The organism is Pseudomonas sp. O230 (assembly GCF_045447035.1).
Taxonomy (GTDB): domain Bacteria; phylum Pseudomonadota; class Gammaproteobacteria; order Pseudomonadales; family Pseudomonadaceae; genus Aquipseudomonas.
Genome location: NZ_JBJGXN010000002.1, coordinates 359,450 through 383,212, shown reverse-complemented (window position 1 = coordinate 383,212; position 23,763 = coordinate 359,450). Strand labels below are relative to the sequence as shown.

The window sequence follows — 23,763 nt, the reverse complement described above, 5'->3', positions numbered from 1 at the left end:
TGGGAAGGGCCGGGCCCTTCCCACATTTGTTTGGCGTATGACTGACTTGTATCAGGCGCCAAAACCACCGTCGATGGTCAGGCTGGCGCCAGTGATGTAACCCGCTTCCGGGCCCGCAAGGTAGGCGACGAAGCTGGCGATTTCTTCCGCTTTGCCATAACGACCCACGGCCATCAGCGGGATCAGGCTTTCGGCGAAGTCGCCGCTGGCCGGGTTCATGTCGGTGTCGACCGGGCCCGGTTGCACGTTGTTGATGGTGATGCCGCGTGGCCCGAGGTCGCGGGACAAGCCTTTGGTCAGACCGACCAGCGCCGCTTTGCTCATGGCGTACGGGCCACCGCCGGCGAAGGGCATGCGGTCGGCGTTGGTGCTGCCGATGTTGATGATGCGACCGCCTTCGGTCATGTGTTTCGCGGCGGCCTGGGTGGCAATGAACACGCTGCGCACGTTGATTGCCAGCGTCTGGTCGAAGTCTTCGAGTTTGAAATCTTCCAGTGGGGCGACGGCCAGCACGCCAGCGTTGTTGACCAGGATGTCCAGGCGACCGAAGGCGTTCACGGTGGCGCTGACGGCGTTGCGAATCGCCTCGGCGTCGGCACTGTCGGCCTTGATGGCCAGCGCTTTGCCGCCGTTGGCAGTGAGGCTGTTTTGCAGTTCTTCGGCCTTGGCCGTGGAGCTTACGTAGGTGAAGGCAACAGTCGCGCCTTCAGCGGCCAGGCGTTTGACGATGGCGGCGCCGATACCGCGGGAACCGCCTTGAATCAAAGCCACTTTGCCGCTGAGGTTCTGAGTAGTCATGTCGATCTCCAAAGTCGCCGGGGCGAGATGCCTCGGTTGATGGAGCCTAGTATCGATTCAGGATTACAGGCTGTCTTCGGTGGTCATCAGAACATAAAATCACAGCATTACAGATCAAGAGGTTACGATCGGCGTGTCATTTGAAAATAAAATAGAATTGCATTTGATTGTAAAAATATTAATTTTTTGATCATTTGAATTTAACAATTTTCATGTGAGTTATTGGCAGTGTTGCGAGGGTAGGTGTTGGACCGATTTTCTGCGCTGAGGCCAGAATTTTTCTTGATACTGACTTTGAGATTGGTGCACTACTCTACCTAGGTAGACGCTCGGAGTGATCTGGAGGCAGGCGAGAAAATGATGTACTTGTTTTCTAACGCTTTAGTAACGCTTGATTGATAGGAGTTTTGGTGGAATGGCACCTGATACATTAGGTCACGGGAAATGTAGTTTTATGCTTCTGGAATTTTCGAGTGATTCGCAACTATGTCTGGCGGTGTATAAGTAAGTAAATGCAGTCGAACCTCGGCCATGGGCTAGAAGGTGATGCCATGACAAGCATAGCCTCTGTTAGAGGTCTGCTTTGTGCATTGAACTACCGCTATCGAAGTGTGGTCTTTGTTTTTTTAGTTTTTTGGAGGTTTTTTAGTTGGTCGATGTCATCTTTATCATATAATAATTGTCTGTCTCCATTTGAATAAACTAGCGTGCAGGAGGATTTAAGTTCGAAGGTATTTATCAATTGAGAGATTTTTTTTCGTCCGCAGTTCAGTGCCTCGGTTGCTTGTTCTAATGAGATGTGGTGCTGCAGGTGGTGACTCATGCTCTGAATGTGTATCAGTGAATAATAGGGTGTGTCATCAATGAACTCGGGAATTATTAGACCTGTCAGTACGAAGCGGTAATGCAAAAGTCGGCCGTTAATATTTAAGAAAGTTGCCGCTTGGTGGGTTGTAAAGCAACATACGTTGTTTTCGGCCGCTGATCCTTCTAGCAAGTCCGGTTGAGCAGAAGAGGGCGTCTCGGTATGGTCCAGGTTTGAATTATGAATATTAAAAGTGTTATACACCCACCGTGTCGGCGGTAGCGCTATAGGGTAAAGCAGCGAAGGGCTGGCCAGTGCTTTCTCTAATTCCTCTTGGATGAAGTAAATTTTATGTTGTTCATATACATATGGGCCTAGCCTCTTGTGGTCCGAAGCGATGCCAAACTGGTTTAGAAGGCGAACTGCTTTTATGGGTGTTGTATTTAATGATTTTGCTATTTTTCCAACTAGAATGAACGAATTATTAAAGTTTTGGATCGAGCGTCGGCTGATCAGGGTGGGGTATCCGCATCCGGATTTTTTTTTGTTTTTCTTGAGCTTTTGCAAATAACCCAGTTCTGCAAGCTGTAAAATTTCCCCGCTACTGCACTGAAGTAGCGCGGCAGCGTCGACGGTAGATACATAATTGGATTCAAGCGCTTTATCTGCCGTTTTAAGATGCAGGTCGCGGTCTTTTACACCACGAGCCAGCCTACAAATAGGGATGTGACATCGGTAATAGTGATTGGCGGTACCGTGGCGATGGATGTTAAAATTTTTTGAGATGAATTGTTTTTCTTCTGTCCAATTCTTCCAGTCGCCCAATGAGTAAATAAGTTGATCGACTGTAAATTCGACATCGGCACAACATATGCCAGCAATACAATTTTTATTTATTTTATTTGGTTCTTTGAAGGTGTCTTCTGCGAGCTCGGCTAATATTGGATGACTGGAGTTCCAGGCTGATAGGTGTTGTGAGCGCATAAATCCTGGGTATCTCGACAGCTGGGTAGTCATCATTTTTTTTGCATGATTTAGCACTTCATCCATAACACAGCACGATCTTTTCTCTGTGCTGGGCTTTCTCGAATGCCAAACCGCCTCGGCCGTTAGGGCGACTCCAACCATTTTCGAGAGTACATTAACGCCCGCGGATGGGCCGAACGTTTCGACGTACTCTCCATGAAAAAGCATTCCACGTTGGCCGGGCGTGTTCCGCCGGTCGCGTCCGCATTTGCAAAAAAGTAGATGAGCCGTAGTCCAGTGTTCACTTTGGTGACAGTCAGGACAGGATGTGATCATCATTGTTCGATGAAACGGACATATTGGCAAACTGGTCAAGTCCTGAAATACGCTGATCAGCTCGTCCTGCAAGCATTCTTGGCAATAACTGAAGTGATGAGTAAATTGCGACCGGTGAAACCTGAGTTTGTCGATGATCCAACTTGCTGCGTCGTTGTTGTCTACACTATAGGAGTTGGCCAATAACGAATGCGCAATTTGCGGCGTTGCAGTGGCGAGCGTCGTGAATAGCAGCGATTGCTCCGATAGCAAATCGAGTCCGTCTCCGTTACAAGGAGTCTCTAAAGATGCACACATGGCTGCCACATTACCATATCCATTATGAAGTGAGGTCCTCATCACTACTCCTTTGGGACTTTCCCAGTCTCGGGGGGTTGCGACGTAACATATTTTGTTCATCTTGTCGTTTCCGAAGAACGATTGATTTTAGCCTTAATGGCGTTATTCAACTGTTTTGGGGGCATGCGGAAGTAATTTGGGTTGCAGCAAAATGAGAGGTCATCAGCAGCGCGCGAAAAATCATCTATTGAAAGGGTATGATCGCCACGGGTAAGAGCGATGCTGAAGGTGTCGTGAAGCAAGTTGCTTAATCGTCTAAAATTTCCTTGTGTCGCCATATACACGGCTTTATAGTGATTGGGGTCGCTCAGGTGGGGGTATTTTGTTAGTTTTCCTAACCGGATCATTTCTTGCTGCAAACCAGCGATTACACCCAGCAAGACAGAGGTGGGTTGCTCTTCAGCTAATGGAAGAGGCTTCAAATTGGCACGATAGGGGAAACGATCACTTAACTCCTGAACTTGGTTTATCAGTTTTTCCGCCTGAGGTGACCCAGACACTAAAAACGGTATTCCAGAATTGTTTAGCAGTTTCATTAGCCAGTTGCATAATGAGCTTTTTGTTATGGATCTGCCTTTTTCCGCTATGTGGTGGAAGTCGTCAAGAATCACCAGTTGGACCTCCATTGTAATCAGTCTCTCGATGATCAGGGTTTCCAAAGTTGTAATACTTTGCCTGTCATACGGGGATTCATTCAGAGTTCTGGCCATTACCATGGACAAGCTTCTTATCGTGGCAGATTCCGGTAGTTCGATGTACACGCAAGGGCGAATTTCTTTCACGCATTCAGGACGGCGAGTGATCGTGATTGGTCCTAACTGCTTTTCGATCATGTGGCACAAGCGGGTTTTTCCCACCCCAGTTGGGCCTATAAGCATGGCCGATGATGGATCTTTGCGGTTGCGCGTGGCGATGAAGCACTTGCTAATAAGGCGCATCGCCTCAAGATATTCCGGGTAACAAACGGTACACGCCGCAAGTGCTTCAAGAGCCTCGTTGATATTGATCCCATTAGGGGAGATGTTCATAACCGGTCCACCTTGAAAGTCGGGATATATTCCTCTGCGGGTTGACTCTCCCCTGAGATGGCGGTGTTGAGTTGGTCGTCCACGGCAAGACCTGCGATTACCGTCTTGGTTGTTTTCAGCGATTTTGACTTCGCCTCGGTGCCACGCGCATGAAAGTCCTCATACTTTTTGGCCGTACGCTGGCGAAGCTCTAATAATGCGAGGTCGGCCTCGCTGTCATCGAATTGGCGACCCTCTGCTAGGTAGGCTCTGTGCAATTCTTCGTGTTCAGTTAGGGTCAGGCCGTTTTGATACTCGGGACGGGTAGCGTATGCCGGCTGGGGTGGACATTTTTGATCAGGGTGGACGACTAAGATTTCACCGAGGTCTAGGGGGGTTGTAATAGCATTTTGCCCTTTGCCCAGCCTTCAGTTTCGCTCCGATTTCTTGCAGGCCTGGCCCCCACCAGCTCAAACACAAAAACTGAACTCGTCCTGCGGCGCTGACACAGGCGAATTCAATGCCTCGGCACAGGATGTCCAGATCTTCTGCAGTGAATTTTTCCGGTGGCAGGCGATTTTTCATCCCTCGTTCCCAAGCCACTGCCGGGGGCATGTTCAGTGTGAGGTGTTTTTTTTGATGATAAATATTCTCAATCCAGTCGTTGACGTATTCATTCATATTTGCTGCGGTAAAGGCCGCTTCGCCGACCGCGTCGTAGTACTCACGCTCTATAGGAGAGGTCATCGTTGTTCCCGCCTGTTGATTGCACCACCGCTCAAATGTTTCGAAAAAACGTTCGATGCGCGCCCTTGTATTAGGTGCGTAGGGCGGGCCCCGGGTGAAAATAATGCCCAGCCGATCTAGAAAATCGCGGACTCGCGCGCTTTTGATTTCGGACCCATTATCACCACTCACGGATATGGGCTTACCGCGGCGACGTTCCTCTCCGGGCTTTACTTGCACCGCCGTCTTCAAGGCTCGGATGGTTTTTTCTGCACAAGGGTAGGTTGCCGAGAGCTCCCAGCCGATCACACTCCGCGTCTTGATTTCCAGAATGACGGCCCACCAGAGGATATGGCCTAGCAGCTGGCCATCCTCGTCGATGATATTGATGTTCATCAGGTGAGAGTCAATTTCGGCTAAATCCAGCACTTCGGCGGGCTCAGCAGTGTGCTTGCTTGAGTGGTAATGCTTTTTTACATAGTCCGAGCCGTACCGCGCTTTATCGGTGGACTGCGAGCATAACTTGGCTATCTTGCGCCGGATGGTAGACAGCGATGGACTTTTCAGCAGTAAGGTCGAGTAACCAACACGGCCACGATTAATCAAGATGATTTGGCCGTGGATGAAACTATGAATGCTTTTTACGGTCGCGGGCGGCTGAGCGAGGTAATACTGCTCAATCATTTCCGGGATGAGTTTTTCAACGTCCGGATCTAAGCGTTTTCCACGCAGGGCAATACTCTGATCTTTCAACAAACAGAAACGGTCGCAATTGTGTTCTCGATAGAACTTTGACCATTTGTATACTGAGTTGTAGCAGGGCGGGGAAGGGTCGTTTGTTTCAACCGCAAGCTTGGATATCAGGGCTATCGTCGCGGCTACGGGCAACGGCCCGCCAAATTTTTGGTACGCAGCATTGACGTAACCGAATTTACGCTGGGCAGCGATCACGTGGGGGTTATCTGGCTCGAGAAAGGCCAAGGCTTTTGTTCCGGCTCCGGGCGAGCGCGCGACCTGTACGATGGCTTGTTTAGCTACTCCCGTCATCAGCACATCAACCGTCATGGAGAGCGTATGCAGCCGCTCCAAACTCCTGAGTGTCACCAGTTCCTCATCGACATGAATGACCTGCATCGTCCGGCCATTGATCAGGTATTGACTACCAACCGTGGGCTCTAGCGGTTGCTTATTCATGCGGCTGTACCCGATCGACAATGAGGTCCAACGTCAAGCGTTGGGTCAGGTCAGCGACCAGGCGCCCCGTGAAAAGGTTGTAGCAGATCGTTCCAATGTCCGGCGCGTCGCGATCCTGCACCAGATCGCCCAGCGTCGCGGGCCAATCACGTTGCTGCAGGTAATGATAGAAATACATTTGCCGTTGTTCGTTATAGGGCCGCGACCGGCTGTACAGCGCTTTCAATGTATGAAATTGGCTTGGTCCAGTAATGCTCTGTCGGTCGCGGCGCTGAAACGTCCATCCTTCTCGAAAGCAGAGGGCACTAAAGCTGTCCAGCTTGGCTCGGCGACGGGGTCGTTGGGTGCTGAAGTCGTGCTTGACCTCAGTAAAGTAGCTGTCTCCCTGCTCCAGAATCACCAGGAAGTCCGGGGTATAACGATAGCGCTGACCGTCGTCCACCCAGGTAAATGTATGGGGTTGTGTGTAGTACTTCACGACGTGGGGGTCGTGCTCCAACCAAATGCAATAGGCGGACTCCAACACCGCGTCGCACTCCATCGAGTGGCCATTTTTTAGGGAAGGAAAGTCCACGATAAAATTTTGATGTCGCCGGCGGGGCCATTGCCGCGCAGGTCCGTCTTCGAGTTTCATTTCACCAGAAGTGATGATCATCTGGAGTCCTCCTGTTGCGCTGCCGACAGTGGCGCGCGCAAATCCAATCTGCTAGCCCATCTGACGTTCGCTGACGGTCCCGCATGGGGGGCTAAGTCGCGCTTGAGGGATCAATCCACTGCAGCAGCATTGACATTGGGAAACAGCGTTCAGTGGGCGATCTCCCCCCGAGCCCTGCGGTCGGATCGCCGACCGCAGGGCGTTCGGTGGTATCTCAGTGTCTGTCCGCGCGCGGGCGCGGTGGCTTGGAACTTCGACAGTCAGTCGCGGATGAGTCGTAACGCCTGTCCGACTGGGCGCCTGTTGGCGTTAAACCATAGGCAATAATTGTCCGACTCTGCGCATCGCAGATGGTCTGGAGGAAAACAGCAGATCCAAGCGGTTCACTGGATGTATCAATGACCCATACAAGTGGTACTACATCGACATACCGCCGGCGCACGCGCGCCTGTGCATCGGTATTGATTGCCGCTAAGGCCTGGGTGAAAAACCGCTCCTGCATTTCTCGCAGGTGACCGAGGTCGAGATTCCGCATTTCTCCCAAGTGACCGCTAAAGTCGAGAGGTTTTTCAAACATCATCGCCGTGTTCTCACGGCTCTTGGCAGTGTGTTTGATCAACGCCCATGGCGACCCCTTCGCCCTTTTGCAGAGCCGCATCCAACGCCACAAGGAGGTATAACTGGGAGGGCAGGGATCTTCAATGCTGCGCGCCAGTCGTTGCAATTCCGCTAAGCACCGTAGCTTTGGCAACGCATTTGTATATCGCAATGCGTCTCTAATACCCACGACATAATGGTACCTGCGCTGCGCTTCCCTTACCTGCGGGTCCTTCGAGTTTAGAAACTCTCTAACCGCGGCGCTTTTCGTCAAAATGTTGCTGATACGATCCGTTTTTTTCTGAAGCGGCGTTTTTGGCAAATCCGTGGGGGGACGACACAGAGAGGATTTGCCCTCTTTATCTCTAACAAAAATTTGTCCCAGGATGGTGTTCCTCCCCGGATTCCGTTGGCCGTCCGTGAGCTGGGCTGTCATTACTAAAGTTGGCGGGTAGGCTTTACTGCATTTCCGAACGCTAGCCTGGCAGCCGAAGGATTGCGGTGGTGCGCAATGCGCGGTGAAGGCGACGTCCTTCCCACGTCGCCGGTAATGGGCGTACTCCCTTACACCTTTGTACCGGGGAGCATGACTAGGCGGTGAAGGAGCATCGACCTGCTGGTGATGCCCCGCATGGACGTGATGGGTTGCGTCCGCCGGTGCCCGCCGACGGTGCAGCCAATGGTGTTTGTTCCACATGACGAAACCCTCTGGAGGAGAGTGATACGCGGTGGACGTAGAGTGCACCGCCAGAGCGCTGTCTCACTCAAGTTGACAATCTCTGAGCCGTTGAATGCCTTCGATATGAAGCGTTCTAAACATGTTCGCTAACGAAAATATGCTGTGCTCTCACGTGTATTGTTTCCCGAATGGGCCGTTATTCATACGCACACCCTGCCGACCGGTCAGGGCCCGTATTAGGGCTCTAACTCAGGACTTTTTTCGAAAAAAAAGTTTGTGCATCGGTGGAGAGGCGATGGCATGTAACGAGCTGATGCTAAGGTATAAAGCAGGGGGATATGCTCATCAGCGATTGCTGAGAGGAGGTCTCAGTGTCGACGAGTACTCATGCCGGCAGCCATCAGTTCAAGGGTATGCTGATTGTGCATGCCGTCGCCGACGCGGCCAATGTCAAGCATACGTCTTCTGGGTTGGCCGGGTGGCGAGGCAACGACGTGACTGAGCATGTTGAGCCGTGGCGGGCGGCGCTCCACGGTCGTGTCCTTGGTAAATCGCTGTTGCACGGGCCGCTAAAGGCGTATCCACAACTGGCATACTGGGTTGAGCATCCACTGCCTGTGGTCTTGGCGCCTGAATTGGCCAACACGCGGGCGCAACGATTGCGCATGGACACACTCTTTGCCAGGTTTGGTGTGCCCGACACCGACCCCTGGTCGGTCCTGCAGGTGTTGCCCGTGGTCTCGGACGATGTGGACCTGTCCTTGGTCATTGCCCTGGGACGCCGTGCGCTGAAGCCCTTTAACCCCTGGCTGGTCCAACGCTGTGCGCGGATGTTGCCAAGGTTGATGGCACTGGCCTGCTGCAATCGCCCGTTGTGCTTTGTGCGTTATGAGTTGTGGGCGTTGGTTTGGGAAAGGTTCGGCGATCAGGCGGACGCCGCTGATGTCGAGCGCTGGCCGCGCACGCTGGACGCCGTCGATGAGTCAATGAGAAATTGGCATGACTTGTCGGTGCTGGCCGTCAACAGTCATCTGATTCCGCAGGTGTATGGCCCACAACGGGCGATTTTTTCACGGCTTTTCCAAGGTTATCACCCGGAAGAGCGGCAACAGATCGTGGCCGCCATGCGCGCGGACAAACGCCCGTGGAACTGCGCGGAGCTGCACCGCGTTGACGCGGCGATTCGCCGTGCCATGGCCTCGTCCAGATTTAGGGTTGGGCTGGGGTGAGTTCCAGCACACGTTGCTTTAAACGCTCACTGTTGAGCAAGTTTTGGGTGTAGGTGTGCTGCAACTTTTCGTAGCGGGAATGCGCTTGCTCCAACTGCGTCGTGAGGCTGCTGATCTGAGCCTGCATATGGCCCTGGGTGTGGGTGTGTTCGGCCAGTTGTTGGTTCAAGCGTTGCACTTGCCGCTCTAAAAGTTGGGTCCGCTTGTCGCTGGCCGTCAGTTCACTGGTCAAGCGCTCATTGTCCCGGCTCAGACCGATCACTGCGTCCTGCTTACTGTCCAGTGTTCGAGCCAGCGCCCTGAGCTGCTGCTCGACCTGCTGCACTTGCTGTTCATGTTGATGCACCAGGGTGTCGCGTTGCTCCTTGCTCGCCTCGCGAAAGTGCAGCAGGGATTCCCACGCATGGGCGCTGGTGTCGTTCAGGGTTTGCAGCTGGTCCTGCTTGTCGGCCAGTTGAGTGAACAGTTCCTGCACCTTGGCCTGCAGCGTCGCCGTCTCTTTCTGCTCTCCTGCCAGTTGCGTCTGCACTGCGTGGCTCTGGCTTTGCGCCTGCGCCAGTTCTGCCGTCAGGTCACTGTTTTGTGCCTTCGCTAGTTCCAGCTCGCGGGTGCACTGGGACAGGTCGGCGTGTAAGTCGCTCCGCTCCGCGGCAAATTGCTCACGCTCCCGTGCCAGCGTCACTTCGGCCTCCTTCGCCAGTTGCTCGCTCAGCGCGACCACCACCGCCAGAATCGGGGCACTGACGCGTTCCTGGGGGCTGAGCTCGGCGCTGCTCGGCAGCGCCTGCAGCTCCTTGAGGTAGCGGGCGATGGTGGTTTTCGAGCCGGTGTTGCCCAGCTCGATGCGCACCGCGTCGATGCTTGGTCGGCGCCCCCGCCCAAGCAGAGCCGTATAAGCCCCTTGAACCAACGCCTTGTTAATCCCGCCGCGGGCCATGGTCGCTCTCCCGACGATTTCGTACTGTGTCATGAGTCATGTAATTACGGGCTATTAAACCCAGCCTGAAATGCGCTTTACCGCCGATTAGTGGTGCGGGGTAAGCCGGAGTTACCCCGTGTCAGCGCAGTTATTCAGCGTTTTTGCCGTTAAGTTCGGTACGGCACCGCGTATTCATCGCCCAATTGAGTAAGTAAGAGGAGCCGCGTCTTATTAGCGTAGTTGTCTTTGCTGAGGACGTTTCACCGGTATTGGTTATTTATCCATGTTGGAGTAGGCGCAGGCGAATGCCGGAGTTGCCGGCTAGAATGACGGAACTCCTAGCTAAACAGCCTGCGGGAGGTACAGCGTTAGTCGACGAATTGGATGATCGAATGTCGACTGGTGGAGACAACCATTGACCTTGATTTATAGAGCCTTGCCTGCTCTTTGAGTGTTCAAAAATAACGAATTTATAAAGATGTTAGTTAGTTTATGTTGTCAGCATAATTTCACTAACTTTGGTCGGATTATGAACCCCATTAGCAATCCCTACATGCCGGCTGCCGGCCTACCGCCCTCGGTGCTGGTGGGGCGAGAGGCCTTGCGTGAGCGGGTGCGGATTGGTATCGCACGACTGCGGGAGGGCCGATCGGCTAAGAGCGTGCTGATGGTCGGCCTGTGCGGCGTCGGTAAAACGGTGTTGCTGCAGCAAATGCGCAGCGATGCGGAAGGCGAGGGCGCGTACACGCTCTGTATCGGAAACCCTGAACAGCGCTCGCTGCCGGCCTTGCTGGCGCCTCAGTTACGGCAGGTGTTGCTGCGCCTCAGTCAAACTGAGGCCGCGCAGGACACCGCCCGGCGGGCGTTAAGCGCACTGGCGGGATTTACCAAGGCGCTGGAGGGGCCATTCAACGGCAGGCTGATTGATCTAAATTTTGACACCGAAGCCGCCGGACTGGCTGACCAGAGTCAGGTGGAGGTCGGTCCCACCACATTGCTGGAACACGCCTGCTTGGCGGCCAAGCAGGCCGGCTCCGCGGTGGTGCTGTTTATCGATGAGTTCCACTGTATCGAAGCGACCCAGCTCTCCGGCCTAATCGTCGTTTTACATCGCTGCGCGCAATCCCGTTTGCCCATCATTGTAGTGGGCGCTGGCCTACCCCAGCTTCGGGGCCGAGTGGGCAACGCCAAGGCGTACGCCGAGCGTCTGTTTGACTACCCGGCCATTGGCCCACTGTCTGAAGTCGAGGCGGCCCTTGCCATTGTGCAGCCGGCTGCGCAGGACGGGGTGGCCTTCGAAGCGGAGGCGGTCGACCTGATCGTCGAGAAGACCCGCGGGTATCCGTTTTTTCTCCAAGCGTGGGCCAGCCATGCCTGGGATGCGGCCTCAACCAGCCCCATCTCGTTGGCCGACGTGGAGCGGGCTTGGACTCCAGCTATCGTAGCGCTGGATGAACACTTTTTTCGGGCCTACTTCGACCGTCTAACGCAGACGGAAAAGCAGTATCTGCGAGCAATGGCTGACCTTGGCCCGGGGCCGCACCGCTCCGGCGAGATTGCCGACCGTCAAGGCCGTCGAGTCCAAGCCGTCGCGCCACTCAGAAATGGCTTGATCGGCAAAGGGCTGATCTGGAGCCCCGGGCATGGGGACACGGCGTTCACGGTGCCGTTTTTTGACGAATTCATGCAGCGGATCATGCCATGCGATGACCGGAGGGTTGTCAGCTGATGCACCGGCTCGCCACCTGGGATCGCGCGTGGCTCACGCGCGAGGCAAGCATTCCAGTGATGGCTTTTTTGCTAGTTCGTGATCCCGCCTCTGCGCTACAGTGGTGCTGACATTGTGACCACTTACTAGGATGTGTTTCATACATGCGTGCAGCTCTTTTCGCCGTTTACTGCCTGTCTCCAAGGGCTGTATCCGGCCGAGGCTGTGTAAAAACGTTTTTGAGCGCGACAGTTACTCAAAACCGGACTGAAAAACGCGCTTATATGCGAAATCCACATCCTGACGTGCCGATAAATTTCAGATTTGACGTAGATGCGCACACTTCAATTTTGGTGAAGCGTTTTTACACACTCTGGGCCAGAAGCAGTCGTTCACGGTGGGCAGCTCTCGGCCCAGAGTGTGTAAAAACGCCCGGACAAACCCTTGCTATGATTTCTGAGAATTTCATCGCAAGGGAACCCCATGAAACGGTTTATCCAGGGTGAACACCGAGGTCAAAGCACCTTGCTTCCCGAAAGCCTCGACGACTATGTCAGCGATACCAAACAACCCGGCTCCCATGCCTACAAGCGAGCAACAATAGAAAGACTGGATATCCCGAACACATTGAACCGCGAGTTCGACCTGCCAGCGCCCAATCAAGTCTGGTGCGGCGATATCACCTACATTTGGGCGCAAGGAAAGTGGCATTACCTGGCTGTCGTCCTGGATCTTTGTACGCGTCGGATCGTGGGCTGGGCGCTGTCGGAAAAGCCAGACGCTGAGCTGGTGATCAAAGCGCTGGATATGGCTTACGAGCAGCGTGGCAGGCCTTCGGATCTGCTATTCCACTCGGACCAGGGATCGCAATATGCAAGCCGACTCTTTCGCCAGCGGTTGTGGCGATACCGCATGCGCCAGAGCATGAGTCGACGAGGAAACTGCTGGGATAACGCACCGATGGAGCGCGTATTTCGCAGCTTGAAAACAGAATGGATACCGACCGTGGGCTATCGAACTGCGCAGGAAGCACAGCGCGATATCAGCCATTTTTTGATGCATCGCTACAACTGGATTCGGCCTCACCAATTCAACGATGGGTTGGCGCCAGCGCGGGCCGAGGAAAAACTTAACGTCGTGTCCGGGATTAGTTGACCACTACAGGTCGCGGAAAAGTACACCGAAGTGCGTCGTGCCATGGCGGACATATTCGAGCGCAATCATCGTTGCTATGGCTACCGTCGGATGCGAGCTTCGTTGAGAAGGCAGCGTGTGCGCCTTTCAGAGAAGGTGGTGCAGCGCTTGATGAAGCAGGAGTGCCTAGTCGTCGCCAAGCCGAAACGGCGTCGATACGGTTCCTACCGGAGAGATCAGTCCGGCGCCGGAAAACCTCCTCAACCGCGACTTCACGGCTCTAGCTCCGAATGAGAAATGGCTGACCGACATCTCGGAGTTCCAGATCCCGGCCGGCAAGGTGTACCTGTCCCCCATGATCGACTGCTTCGATGGGAAGGTAATCAGTTGGTCGATCGGCACGCGTCCCGACGCCGAGCTTGTGAACACGATGCTGGATGCCGCTGTCGAAACGGTGGCCAGCAACGATAAACGGCCTGTTGTTCACTCCGGCCGTGGCGCTCACTACCGCTGGCCCGGCTGGCTATCGCGCATCGCTGATGCGAAGCTGATTCGTTCGATGTCGCGCAAAGGCTGCTCACCTGACAACGCGGCTTGTGAAGGTTTCTTCGGCCGACTGAAAACGGAGCTGTTCTATCCTCGCAACTGGCAGTCAACGAGCATCGAGCAGTTCATTCAGGCCTTGGATTCATACATTCGCTGGTACAACGAAAAACGTATAAAGATTTCCCTCGGCGCGCTCAGTCCCATTGAGTATCGTGAAAGCCTGGGCTTCGCGGCATAACCAGTCCAAGTTTTTGTCCGCATCCCCAGTAGGTCAGTTTTCAATCAGCGCCAACAGTGCAGTTGTACAGCCAGTGTTCCTGCCATGTGGTCATAACAAGTACGCGCGAACTGCAATCGGGTTGGAGGCGTGGAAACATATCGTGTATCCGCGTTTTGGCTGATCACATGAGGGGCTCAACAGCCTGGCCACTTGCGCTTCCACTGGTTCAAAACTTGAGGACGGTACGGGGTGAGCTTCAGTTGCCCTGCAGCTTCATACGCTGAAATAGAATGTCTGTGGACGATTTACTTGATGTTGCTGCAAAATTGTTAGAGAAATGTTGCGATCGGTGCCCATTCTTAACTGGACTCGACTCGAAAATGACAATGCTGTTTGTTTTTCTCCGGCTGACCCCGCCTAGTTTTGCCTCACCACCACCGTCCCGAATTATTTTACGAGCGCAGGAACCGCATGCAAGCGGTCCAGTTTAAAATCTGAAAACCGAAATTGTGGATGGGAGCTTGTCTCGTGATGACGCTCTCCTGGAACAACGCGCTGCATTGCCTTGACGCTACGGCCGGACTCGTTATGTTCCGGTTGAACCATCGGATGCTGTCAGTCCCCGTCATCGGGTTTGACTGCCAGTGCACATCTACAAGTGAGGTTAAAACATGATTTGGTTTCTCGAAGGGCAGTCTAGCCAGCGCGACATTATTCAAGGTGCGCGTGATGCGCTGCCACCTGAGGTGAAGATTTTCGCCTCGCATCGCGACGATCGCCCTGAAATCACGGCCGGTGCAGATATCAGTTTCACCGAGCCTCGTGGTGCTGAAGAGCGGATCTCGTGGGTGATTTCGACTGCACGCACCTATGGCATCAAAGTAATCCTAGCAGGTCGATTGGGGGGTGTATTTGAGCAGGCCCGGGCTCGATTCGAGGAAGCTGGCCTGGTGCTGGTAACCGGTGGGACATCGATGCGAACCTTCGACCTTGTTGATGACAAGAGCAGGTTTACTGCTGAGGCAGAGCGTGCTGGCTTGGCTTGCGTGCCGGCGATCACTGCTACGAATGCTGAGAATATGTTTGCTGCTTACGAAACTCTTTCGGCGTCGGGTGAGGTCTGCGTAAAACCTGCAGTCGGCATCTATGGCCAAGGCTTTTGGCGTTTCAAAGAGGATGCTGATCCCTTTTGCTGCTTTGCTGATCCCGATGCACGGGTTGCGAATTTCGCTACCTACATGCGTGCTTACAGCGAAAGAGCAACGCCGCCAGCTATGCTTGTGATGCCTTACATGCCCGGGAGCGAGTGTTCGGTCGATATGGTCTGCGAGGCTGGCCGAGCGATCGCGTTCGTGGCACGGAGGAAGACTGGCGTCCATCAGATCTTTGAAAACGATGGTGCAGCGGTTGAGCTTGCACTCAAAGCGGCCGAGCATTTCCAGTGTGACGGCATTGTGAACGTTCAGACAAAGGATGATGCGCAGGGTATACCCCACTTGTTGGAAATCAACCCGCGTTACTCTGGTGGCGTTGGTTATACCCGGGAGGCTGGCGTCAATTTGGCGGGCATATTTGCTACGCGCCGCCTGAATCTCCCTGAGCCAGCTACTGTTTGGCGGCCAGACGTACGTGTGAAAGGGGTCACCGTTGCAGCTGTAGTGCCAAAATGACATCCTGAGGCATCGAGAAACCTGAAGTTTGGTACCATTGCAGCGCGGTGGTTTTAGCACTCAAGGAGTAATCAAGGAATGATGGTGCTCGCGCCAGGCGCAAACACCGCGGTATCAGGTGCACGGAGTGAATGGACTCTGGAATGCGGAAACTCCTCGGCTTTCGGGGAGTACGCGGCGATTGCCATACTGCCGGTAAATGACAAACGCCAACCCACTGGTGAGGCTGCACTATTCCAGACTACACAGTCATGGATGGAGTGGAGCGGCGACCAGGCGAAGGTTGGTTGTAAGTTGAACCTGTCAGCCCTCCCGCCCGGCAGCGATCGGCTACTCCTCATCGCATACACTTTCTCAGCAGCAGGACCAGTAAGCGAACTTCGGTCGTTGCACCTGCTTGTTGATAAGCAGATTGAATACCGGATAGACCTTCGCGATAACGGTGAAGCGGCGATCATCATCGGCGAATTCTACAACCGCAATCAGCAATGGAAGTTTCGCGCCCTGGCTGAGGGTTCGGCGTATGGTTTGGCGGCACTAGGGCGCCGCATCGGCATCGATATCAATGATGCTCATCCTAAAGGGCGAAGTAGCTCCGCGGATGCTGACCGCGCACGCACGGGGGCAACCGGTACTGGTTTCGCTGTATCCCAGCACCATGTACTCACCTGTGCTCATGTAATCGAGGGTATGAGTGAGATTTTCATTTCCTCCTTTGATGGCCGTTATCGTGCAGAGCCGGTCGTAGTCGATCAGCGTAACGACATCGCTCTCCTCAGAGTGATGGAGTCACCAGTCCTCAAAGCTGTGTCCTTCAAGAAAGGCTCCGGCTGCGACCTGGGGGAATCTGTAGTCGCGTTGGGCTTCCCCATGTCGGGCTTCGCCGGCGGTGGGGTTCACGTAACCCAGGGCGGTGTGTCGGCGTTGTTTGGCCTGCACAACGATTCCAGCCTTCTGCAATTTACCGCGGCCATTCAACCAGGCTCTAGCGGATCTCCCTTATTTGATTCATCAGGCGCAGTTGTCGGTCTGGTCACTTCGACAATGCCTGATGCTCAAAATATGAACTTTGCGGTTAAAGCGTCTTTGCTCCTTTCCTTTCTGGATGCGTGCCGCGTCGATGCAGTTCAAACATCCAGCAGCAAGACGTTCACAACTGCTGAATTAGCACGTTCGGCCCAAGCATCTATATGGCGCGTCGAAGCCAAGAATTTTTAGCACCTATTTTGACTTGAAAGCTGCGGACGAGACGTTAGGTTATCGACCTCACGCTAACCTAGGAATTTGTTTCATGGAAAGTAACGCAGTTAAACAAGCGCTAAGCGCACAACTGATGCGCGGGCGTCTCGATGTCACCGTCGATGCCACACATATCGACCCGGACTCCTTGTTCGGTTTTGCCGAGCGCCGTAATCCAAAGCGTGCGTTTCTTTTCGTGTCCAAAGTACTTGGTCGCCACATACCTGTGCGGCCTTCGATCATTAATGCGAGCTTCAAAAGCCTCGCGGCACAAATTCCTGACGACCTGCCTGGGCCCGTACTCGTTATCGGCATGGCTGAAACAGCAGTTGGCCTGGGTGCTGGTGTGCATCGCGCATACAGCGCGACGCGCCCGGACACGGTCTACATGGTCAGCACACGCCACCCTACTGGCAATGACCTGTTCGCCCGTTTTGAAGAAGAACATAGCCACGCCAGTGCGCACCTCATTCATTTGCCGATCGATGCCGATGTCCGGGAAATGATGTTGAATGCCCGTTCGCTGGTGCTGGTCGACGACGAAGCCTCGACGGGCAAAACCTTCATCAATCTTCACCGTGCGCTGGTCGATGCCGGCCTGACTCAGGTCGAGCGCGTGGTGACGTGCGTACTGACGGATTGGTCCGGCGATGCGGTGCGCAAAACCATCGGTGACTCTGCTCATCAGGTTTCGCTGTTGCAGGGGTCGTATACCTTCCACGAGGACGCTGATGCGCCGCTGCCGGAAATGCCGGCCGTGGGCACCATCGAGCCCGGAGAGTGGCCGTTGTCGGCGGAAAGCGATTGGGGGCGCCATGGTGTTCGCTGTGTAGAAGACACTTTGGCTCTCGATCTGAAAGTCAAAGCGGGTGAGCGCGTACTCGTGGTTGGTACCAGTGAATTCGTCTGGCGTCCGTTTTTGCTCGCCGAGCGCTTGGAGCGTGCTGGTGCTGATGTGCATTTCAGTTCGACCAGTCGCTCACCAATCGCACTGGGCCATGCCATCGGTCACGCGTTGTCGTTCGCGGACAACTACGGTCTCGGTATCCCCAACTTCCTCTACAACGTCAGCCCAGGGCAGTTTGATCGTGTCCTGATTTGCTCGGAAACACCTGCGCAGGCTGTGTCCGCCGCGCTGATTGAATCCCTGAGCGCGGAGGTGATTGTCGATGGTCAATAAGCGCCCCCTCGCCCTGGTCGATCTCGACGACACCCTGTTCCAGACTGCTCGCAAAATGCCAGAAGGTTCGCAGCGGATTACTGCGACTCTCGATATCGAGGGTCAGCCCAATGGCTACATGAGTACGGTCCAACACTCCCTCGCCCAGTGGCTCCTGTCCACGACCGACGTGGTCCCAGTTACAGCGCGCAGCGTTGAAGCATTCAGTCGTGTGCAACTGCCTTTTATGCACGGTGCCGTCTGCTCCCATGGCGGCGTGATCCTTGGTGCTGATGGAAAGCTTGACGAGGAATGGCAAGCACGCATGAGCGATGTTCTTGCTGACTATCAGGCTCGCTTGCCAGGCCTCAGTGAAGCAACCCTCGCCATTGGCAAGGAGCTTGGCATTTCCTTGCGCGGATGGGTTGTCGAGGAAGAAGGCCTGCGCCACTACGTGGTGACCAAGCACAACGAATCCAATGATGAAGTCCTGCAAACGGTTCTCGCTGAAGTACAGGCCCGCGGTTTATTGGAAGGCATGCACATCCACGGCAATTCCAACAACCTCGCGTTCTTGCCGCTGGGCCTGTCGAAGGAAGTGGCTGTTCAAGAATTGTTGCGCCGTGATCGTGAGGCCAATGGTGAGCGTCCGGTGCTGGGCTTTGGGGACAGCATCACTGACCTCGGTTTCATGCAGGAGTGCCATATGTGGGCGACCCCAGCGCGTAGCCAATTGGCCAAGCTGGTTGGAGGGAAAGTCCATGACTAAGGCCATTGCGGGTCTGGTTACCGTGGGGAGCGGCAGCTATGCAGCAGATGATGTTCAGTTCCTGCTGCAGGCCGTTCAGATGGAGACCACTGATGTCTTGGAGAAGGAGCGTCTGATTCAGTCGAAGCAGAAGCACTACTCCGAAATGATCAGCCTTGAGAGTGCGCCGACTGACGTGCACAAAGCCCTCTACGAGCGCGCACTCGAACAAAACGGTACCCGCATGGCCATGGACGTTCAGTCCCTGGCGCTGGCGCTGAGCGAGGCATACACGGGCCCGTCTATTGTGCTTGTGTCGTTCGTTCGTGCTGGCTTGCCGCTCGGCGTGTTGTTGCGTCGGGCCCTGCTCGACATGGGTCGAGATGCGCACCACTACGGAATCAGCATTGTCCGAGATCGGGGGATCGACAAAGTCGCCCTCGAGGCCATCATTCAGGCACATGGTTCCGAGAACATCGTCTTCGTCGATGGCTGGACAGGGAAGGGCGCAATCTCTGGCGAGATTCAGCGCAGCCTCAATGGAGACTCGCGCTTCCCTGAGGAACCCCGGCTTGTAGTGCTGGCAGATCCCTGCGGCCGGGCGTGGTTGTCCGCGTCGGCTGAAGACTGGGTTATCCCCTCCGGCATCCTTGGTGCGACGGTGTCTGGTCTGGTTTCGCGCTCCATATGGCCCGCAGATGGAGGCCTGCATGGTTGTGTGGTTTATGACCATCTGCGTGAGCACGATGTCACCAGCGAGTTCATCGAGCAGATCGAGGAGAAGCGAAAGGCGCTGGGGACGGTTCCTCAAGCCTCTCCATGGACCGATACCCAGCGTTTTGAACTGCAGGGTGCAGCTTCGCACGTAGTCAAGTCGCTGGCCTCCCAGTTCGGCATTACCAATCTCAATCGAGTAAAGCCTGGTATTGCCGAAGCAACCCGCGCGGTACTGCGTCGCGTACCGGATCACGTCTTGGTCCGCAGCCGTAGCGACAGTGATGTTCAGTTGCTCATGCACCTGACTGAGGGAGCTGGGGTCGCTGTGGAAGAAGTGGGTACTGCATTGGGCCCTTACCGGGCGGTAACCATCATTCGGAGTGTGAGCTGATGAAAGTCCTTTCTCCTTATGCCCTGGGGGCAACGCTCTACATGCCGGCCACACGTCCGGATCTGCTGGATGTGGTTTTCCGCACAAAACTGCCAGAACTGCGTTCTTTGGTCGTGTGCCTGGAGGATGCGGTCGCGGAGATTGACGTCGACACGGCTTTGAGAAATCTGCATGGCCTGCTGACCGCGATCAATGATCGCGGTGGGCGTCCGCCCGATGGCCCGCTGTTGTTTGTTCGTCCCCGGGACTCGGTGATGGCTGCAGTGCTGAATGATTGGCCGTTGATGGCCCACGTCGATGGGTTCGTTGTGCCGAAATTGACCCTGCGCAACCTTGGGGAATGGGAACAGGCCGTTACAAACCCGGCGCTGTACCTCATGCCGACGCTGGAATCCACAGACGTGTTCAACCCAGGTGCAATGGTCGAGTTGGGCCAGGCGCTGAAGGCGAACCTGAATCAGCGAATTATTGCTCTACGTATCGGCGGGAACGACCTGATGGGCAGTCTTGGACTTCGTCGGAATCCTGCAACAACGCTCTATAGCACCCCAATGGGCTACGTGATCCCAATGTTGGCAGGCGTCATGGGGTCCCAAGGTTTTGCGCTGACGGCGCCGGTGTTTGAACAACTCGCGACACCGCATTTGCTGATGGAGGAGCTGGAACTCGACATTGCCCATGGCATGGTAGGGAAGACGGCGATTCATCCATCGCAGATCAGCACGATCCAGGACACGTTGCGCGTAAGCCTCGAAGACCTCAACTGCGCGAAGATGATTGTCAGTGACGTTGCTCCGGCAGTGTTCAAGCACAACGATGCCATGTGCGAGCCTGCGACCCATTACAAGTGGGCGGTCAACATCCTTGAACGAGCGGAGTGGCACGGGGTTCGGCAACCAGATGTAGGACCCATTGAGGCCCCTATCCGTTTGGCCGAGGCTGCGCGATGACATTGGAATTTGACGATGCTGGCGGGCAAAGACGTCAGGTGCTGTCAGTTTTTGACTTCGACGGCACGCTGACCCGGCACGATAGCTTCGTTCCATTCCTGAAGTTTGCCTTCGGAACACGGGAATTCAATCGACGCATTTTGCGGCTTGCCCTGCCAAGCGTTCGATTCCTGGCTCGGCGTTTGACTCGTGATGAACTGAAAGCACAGCTGATCAGCACGTTTCTTACAGGCGTAGAAATGAATTGGGTCCAGGAGCAGGCCGTGAAATTCTGCGGGTTGTTTTGGGAACGGCTCATGCGCCCTTCAAGTTTAAAATCTGTCGCCGCCGAATTAGAGGCAGGGGCAGTAGTTACTCTCTGCTCTGCGTCCCCAGCGTTGGTGCTCCAGCCGTTTGCGGATCGACTTGGCATCAAGTTGATCGGCACCGAGCTTGAGGTAGTAGACGGTCTGTTGACCGGGCGCATGACTGGCAACAACTGCAGATGCGAGAACAAAGTACTCAGGCTTGAGGCTGTGTACGGGCCACTGGGCCAGTACCGGGTTAAAGCATGGGGTGACACCCGCGGCGATTTCGAGTTGTTGGCTGCGGCCCAAGAAGCACACTGGCGACACTTTCATCCCGCATGGCGTCGTCTAGGCCTGCGGGCAAATAGAAGCGGGAACTCGGGTGTGCGCAATGTCGCGCAAGCCAACCTGCAAGTGACGGTCAACCCTGATCGACACGCGAACACTGATGACCAACAAGGAGCGTAACCATGGCACTTACCCTGCAAAAACAGCAATCCATCTCCCTGGCTAAAACGGCCGGCAGTTCGCTGACCAGCATCAGCCTTGGTTTGGGTTGGGACCCAGTCAAGGCGGGCGGTTTCCTCGGCAAGATGTTTGGTGGCGGTGCCGAGATCGACCTCGACGCTTCCTGCATTTTGCTGAACAGCGATTACCAAAAAATCGACCTGGTGTGGTTTCGCCAACTGAAGTCCCAGGACGGTTCGATCAAACATTCCGGTGACAATCGTACCGGCGATGGCGAAGGTGATGACGAGACCATTAACGTCGATCTGCAGCGCCTGCCTGCCTCCGTCAAGTATTTGATTTTTACGGTAAACTCATTCACGGGACAGTCTTTTGAGAAAGTCGAAAAGGCCTACTGCCGTATTGTGAATGGCAGCAACAACACCGAGCTGGCACGCTTCAACCTTTCCGAAAAAGGTGGGCACACCGGCATCGTCATGGCAAGCCTGGCTCGCGAAAATGGCGATTGGGAATTCAAGGCAATCGGTACCACCACGAATGGCCGAACTGCCGACGACCTGATCACTCTGGCCGTTCAGGCGCTGCGCTAATGGCGAATCTCGTACCTGGTGGTAATGCGCCGGTTGCCAGCGGCCAGCTTCGCGTTGATATCAATTACTCGCCAATCCCGGGGGCCGACATTGACGTCTCGGCCTTCGCACTGGGCGCCTCGGCCAAAGTCCGAGGCGATGGCGACATGTGTTTCTATGGCCAGCCTCAAATTCTGGGTGGCGCTGTTCAGCTGACCGAGTCCTCGGCCGGGCGGGCAGTGTTCACCCTCGATACGAGTCGTCTTGAGTCTGCAGTTGAGAAAGTGGCCCTTACTGCCACTATCTACGAGAACAAGGCGAGCTTTGAGCGCGTGTCACAACTTTCGGTTGTGGTGACGGGTGGCATTGAAGCTCAAATCCCTACTGGCGGCATGAAGGAAACAGCACTCATCCTCGGCGAATTTTATCGCCGAAATGGTGACTGGAAATTCCGCTGTGTGGCCCAGGGCTTCAATGGCGGCCTTGAGCCGTTGGCCAAGCACTTTGGTGTAGAGGTCGCCGCACCAACGCCGGCCCCAGCACCTGCCCCCGCTCCAGTGGTACAAACGCCGCCGCCTGCTCCGGCCGCTGCACCTAAATCTACGATCAGTCTGAGCAAGGTCACCCTCGATAAAACACGATCGTCTATCAGTCTTGAAAAGACAGCAGCCGGTTTCGGCGAAATCAAGGTGAACTTGAACTGGAACAAAGGCAGCTCGGGCGGCTTCTTCAAGCGAAGCCAATCCGTCGACCTGGACGTTGGTTGCCTGTACGAACTGCAGGACGGCGAGAAGGGAGTTGTTCAAGCCCTCGGAAAATCGTTCGGTAGTCTTACACGTGAGCCTTTCATTCAGTTGATGGGTGACGACCGTACTGGCTCTGTCGCTGGTGGTGAGTGGATGCACATCAACGGGACCAAGTGGAGTGAAATCCGCCGGATCTTGGTCTTCGCTTTCATCTACGAGGGTGCTCCGAACTGGAGAGAAACCGATGGTGTTGTGACCATTTTCATCCCAGGCCAACCTGAAATTGAGGTGCGTCTCAATGAAGAAGGCGGCCGTGAACCAATGTGTGCCATTGCGATGCTTGAAAATGTGAACGGCGCCGTTAAGGTCTCTCGGCGTGTGGACTTCCATCGAGGTCACGCAGTAATGGACAAAGCTTACGGCTGGGGCATGAACTGGCGCGCAGGCTCCAAATAGAAATTCTGGCGGGGTCTGTCGACCCCGCCCTTGGGGGAACACAGCATGTTTGCATGGCTTAAACAAAACGCAGTTGCAGCGCGTGAAGCACTGACTACTGAAGTTTCAAAGTTCAAGAACCAGAAATTTCTTGATGCGATGACTGCGAATTGCGCGCTCATCTCGGCGGCGTCAGGTGGTATCTCTTCTGAAGAAAAACAGAAGATGACCGGCTTCATTCAAAACTCGCCTGAGTTGAAAGTGTTCGACATGGGCGATGTGATCAAGGCGTTCAACGCACACTGCGAAAAGTTCGAGTTCGACTTTCAGCTTGGCCAGGCCGAAGCACTGAAGGTTATCGGCAAGATCAAGAACGATGCTGGCGCTGCCCGGCTCTTGGTTCGCGTCGGCTGCGCCATTGGTGCGTCTGACGGCGACTTCGATGACAAAGAAAAAGCGGCGTGCCGCTTGGTCTGCCTTGAGCTGGGCCTTAACCCAGCTGACTTTGAACTTTAAGGAGCGGTAC

At 54.8% G+C, this 23,763-nt stretch carries 18 protein-coding genes and 4 pseudogenes; 15 read left to right on the top strand and 7 right to left on the bottom strand.

Annotated features, from left to right (window positions below):
• Positions 1-51: 51 nt before the first annotated feature.
• The 5 genes from ACI77H_RS05070 to ACI77H_RS05050 all read right to left on the bottom strand — a co-directional run bounded on the left by ACI77H_RS05070 (position 52) and on the right by ACI77H_RS05050 (position 6,826).
• A complete protein-coding gene (locus ACI77H_RS05070; protein ID WP_407010690.1) occupies positions 52-798 on the bottom strand; it encodes a 3-oxoacyl-ACP reductase family protein in 747 nt (248 codons plus the stop codon).
• Between the two features lie 601 nt (positions 799-1,399).
• On the bottom strand, positions 1,400-2,653 hold the full coding sequence (locus tag ACI77H_RS05065; RefSeq protein WP_407010689.1) for a hypothetical protein: 1,254 nt from the start codon (positions 2,651-2,653) through the stop codon (positions 1,400-1,402).
• 647 nt (positions 2,654-3,300) lie between these two features.
• Entirely contained in the window at positions 3,301-4,272 is a 972-nt protein-coding gene (locus ACI77H_RS05060) for a TniB family NTP-binding protein (RefSeq protein WP_407010688.1), read from the bottom strand.
• A 357-nt stretch (positions 4,273-4,629) separates the two neighbouring features.
• On the bottom strand, positions 4,630-6,171 hold the full coding sequence (locus tag ACI77H_RS05055; protein WP_407010686.1) for a hypothetical protein: 1,542 nt from the start codon (positions 6,169-6,171) through the stop codon (positions 4,630-4,632).
• Positions 6,164-6,826 carry a TnsA endonuclease N-terminal domain-containing protein gene (locus ACI77H_RS05050; protein ID WP_407010684.1) on the bottom strand — a complete coding sequence of 221 codons (663 nt, stop codon included), beginning with the start codon at positions 6,824-6,826 and terminating at the stop codon, positions 6,164-6,166. Before ACI77H_RS05050 ends, ACI77H_RS05055 begins: the two co-directional genes overlap by 8 nt.
• Before the next feature lie 1,647 nt (positions 6,827-8,473).
• On the opposite strand from ACI77H_RS05050, the gene ACI77H_RS05045 reads away from it, so the two are divergent.
• A complete protein-coding gene (locus ACI77H_RS05045; protein WP_407010683.1) occupies positions 8,474-9,331 on the top strand; it encodes a hypothetical protein in 858 nt (285 codons plus the stop codon).
• On the opposite strand, the gene ACI77H_RS05040 is transcribed toward ACI77H_RS05045, so the two are convergent.
• The gene (locus ACI77H_RS05040; RefSeq protein WP_407010681.1) at positions 9,312-10,268 is read right to left on the bottom strand and encodes a DNA-binding protein; all 957 of its coding nucleotides are present in this window, start codon (positions 10,266-10,268) and stop codon (positions 9,312-9,314) included. The genes ACI77H_RS05045 and ACI77H_RS05040 overlap by 20 nt on opposite strands.
• A 511-nt stretch (positions 10,269-10,779) precedes the next feature.
• Between ACI77H_RS05040 and ACI77H_RS05035 the strand changes: the two genes are divergently transcribed.
• The 4 genes and pseudogenes from ACI77H_RS05035 to ACI77H_RS05020 all read left to right on the top strand — a co-directional run.
• A complete protein-coding gene (locus ACI77H_RS05035) occupies positions 10,780-11,979 on the top strand; it encodes an AAA family ATPase (RefSeq protein ID WP_407010680.1) in 1,200 nt (399 codons plus the stop codon).
• Between the two features lie 462 nt (positions 11,980-12,441).
• Positions 12,442-12,522: pseudogene (locus ACI77H_RS05030) on the top strand (hypothetical protein); the annotation flags it as partial.
• Positions 12,520-13,113, top strand: a pseudogene (locus ACI77H_RS05025) (IS3 family transposase); the annotation flags it as partial. The pseudogenes ACI77H_RS05030 and ACI77H_RS05025, both read left to right, overlap by 3 nt.
• Positions 13,114-13,116: 3 nt before the next feature.
• Positions 13,117-13,876: pseudogene (locus ACI77H_RS05020) on the top strand (IS3 family transposase); the annotation flags it as partial.
• Between the two features lie 56 nt (positions 13,877-13,932).
• Here the strand turns inward: ACI77H_RS05020 and ACI77H_RS05015 are convergent.
• A pseudogene (locus tag ACI77H_RS05015) lies at positions 13,933-14,043 on the bottom strand (transcriptional regulator); the annotation flags it as partial.
• A gap of 486 nt (positions 14,044-14,529) precedes the next feature.
• Between ACI77H_RS05015 and ACI77H_RS05010 the strand changes: the two are divergent.
• From ACI77H_RS05010 to ACI77H_RS04965, 10 genes are all read left to right on the top strand, one after another.
• Complete coding sequence (locus ACI77H_RS05010; protein ID WP_407010679.1) at positions 14,530-15,528, top strand: ATP-grasp domain-containing protein; 999 nt, start codon at positions 14,530-14,532, stop codon at positions 15,526-15,528.
• 78 nt (positions 15,529-15,606) lie between these two features.
• The gene (locus ACI77H_RS05005; protein ID WP_407010677.1) at positions 15,607-16,746 is read left to right on the top strand and encodes a trypsin-like peptidase domain-containing protein; all 1,140 of its coding nucleotides are present in this window, start codon (positions 15,607-15,609) and stop codon (positions 16,744-16,746) included.
• 73 nt (positions 16,747-16,819) lie between these two features.
• Positions 16,820-17,947, top strand: coding sequence for a phosphoribosyltransferase domain-containing protein (locus ACI77H_RS05000; RefSeq protein WP_407010676.1), 1,128 nt, complete (start codon positions 16,820-16,822; stop codon positions 17,945-17,947).
• Positions 17,937-18,695 (top strand): trehalose phosphatase, encoded by a 759-nt coding sequence (locus ACI77H_RS04995; protein WP_407010674.1) that lies wholly within the window; start codon positions 17,937-17,939, stop codon positions 18,693-18,695. Before ACI77H_RS05000 ends, ACI77H_RS04995 begins: the two co-directional genes overlap by 11 nt.
• The gene (locus ACI77H_RS04990; RefSeq protein ID WP_407010673.1) at positions 18,688-19,782 is read left to right on the top strand and encodes a cysteine protease StiP family protein; all 1,095 of its coding nucleotides are present in this window, start codon (positions 18,688-18,690) and stop codon (positions 19,780-19,782) included. Before ACI77H_RS04995 ends, ACI77H_RS04990 begins: the two co-directional genes overlap by 8 nt.
• Positions 19,782-20,732, top strand: coding sequence for an HpcH/HpaI aldolase/citrate lyase family protein (locus ACI77H_RS04985; RefSeq protein WP_407010671.1), 951 nt, complete (start codon positions 19,782-19,784; stop codon positions 20,730-20,732). The genes ACI77H_RS04990 and ACI77H_RS04985 overlap by 1 nt, the downstream gene beginning before the upstream one ends.
• A complete protein-coding gene (locus ACI77H_RS04980) occupies positions 20,729-21,487 on the top strand; it encodes an HAD family hydrolase (RefSeq protein WP_407010670.1) in 759 nt (252 codons plus the stop codon). The genes ACI77H_RS04985 and ACI77H_RS04980 overlap by 4 nt, the downstream gene beginning before the upstream one ends.
• 2 nt (positions 21,488-21,489) lie before the next feature.
• A complete protein-coding gene (locus tag ACI77H_RS04975) occupies positions 21,490-22,077 on the top strand; it encodes a TerD family protein (protein WP_407010669.1) in 588 nt (195 codons plus the stop codon).
• A complete protein-coding gene (locus tag ACI77H_RS04970; protein WP_407010668.1) occupies positions 22,077-23,258 on the top strand; it encodes a TerD family protein in 1,182 nt (393 codons plus the stop codon). The genes ACI77H_RS04975 and ACI77H_RS04970 overlap by 1 nt, the downstream gene beginning before the upstream one ends.
• A 45-nt stretch (positions 23,259-23,303) precedes the next feature.
• Positions 23,304-23,753: a tellurite resistance TerB family protein gene (locus ACI77H_RS04965; protein ID WP_407010667.1), complete on the top strand. Its 450-nt coding sequence runs from the start codon at positions 23,304-23,306 to the stop codon at positions 23,751-23,753.
• Positions 23,754-23,763 lie beyond the last annotated feature (10 nt).

Bases quoted from the DNA above. Each gene is read 5' to 3' on its own strand.
- ACI77H_RS05070 (WP_407010690.1), bottom strand. From the start codon at position 798: ATGACTACTCAGAACCTCAGCGGCAAAGTGGCTTTGATTCAAGGCGGT.
- ACI77H_RS05065 (WP_407010689.1), bottom strand. From the start codon at position 2,653: ATGGATGAAGTGCTAAATCATGCAAAAAAAATGATGACTACCCAGCTG.
- ACI77H_RS05060 (WP_407010688.1), bottom strand. From the start codon at position 4,272: ATGAACATCTCCCCTAATGGGATCAATATCAACGAGGCTCTTGAAGCA.
- ACI77H_RS05055 (WP_407010686.1), bottom strand. From the start codon at position 6,171: ATGAATAAGCAACCGCTAGAGCCCACGGTTGGTAGTCAATACCTGATC.
- ACI77H_RS05050 (WP_407010684.1), bottom strand. From the start codon at position 6,826: ATGATCATCACTTCTGGTGAAATGAAACTCGAAGACGGACCTGCGCGG.
- ACI77H_RS05040 (WP_407010681.1), bottom strand. From the start codon at position 10,268: ATGGCCCGCGGCGGGATTAACAAGGCGTTGGTTCAAGGGGCTTATACG.
- ACI77H_RS05035 (WP_407010680.1), top strand. From the start codon at position 10,780: ATGAACCCCATTAGCAATCCCTACATGCCGGCTGCCGGCCTACCGCCC.
- ACI77H_RS05010 (WP_407010679.1), top strand. From the start codon at position 14,530: ATGATTTGGTTTCTCGAAGGGCAGTCTAGCCAGCGCGACATTATTCAA.
- ACI77H_RS05005 (WP_407010677.1), top strand. From the start codon at position 15,607: ATGATGGTGCTCGCGCCAGGCGCAAACACCGCGGTATCAGGTGCACGG.
- ACI77H_RS05000 (WP_407010676.1), top strand. From the start codon at position 16,820: ATGGAAAGTAACGCAGTTAAACAAGCGCTAAGCGCACAACTGATGCGC.
- ACI77H_RS04995 (WP_407010674.1), top strand. From the start codon at position 17,937: ATGGTCAATAAGCGCCCCCTCGCCCTGGTCGATCTCGACGACACCCTG.
- ACI77H_RS04990 (WP_407010673.1), top strand. From the start codon at position 18,688: ATGACTAAGGCCATTGCGGGTCTGGTTACCGTGGGGAGCGGCAGCTAT.
- ACI77H_RS04985 (WP_407010671.1), top strand. From the start codon at position 19,782: ATGAAAGTCCTTTCTCCTTATGCCCTGGGGGCAACGCTCTACATGCCG.
- ACI77H_RS04980 (WP_407010670.1), top strand. From the start codon at position 20,729: ATGACATTGGAATTTGACGATGCTGGCGGGCAAAGACGTCAGGTGCTG.
- ACI77H_RS04975 (WP_407010669.1), top strand. From the start codon at position 21,490: ATGGCACTTACCCTGCAAAAACAGCAATCCATCTCCCTGGCTAAAACG.
- ACI77H_RS04970 (WP_407010668.1), top strand. From the start codon at position 22,077: ATGGCGAATCTCGTACCTGGTGGTAATGCGCCGGTTGCCAGCGGCCAG.
- ACI77H_RS04965 (WP_407010667.1), top strand. From the start codon at position 23,304: ATGTTTGCATGGCTTAAACAAAACGCAGTTGCAGCGCGTGAAGCACTG.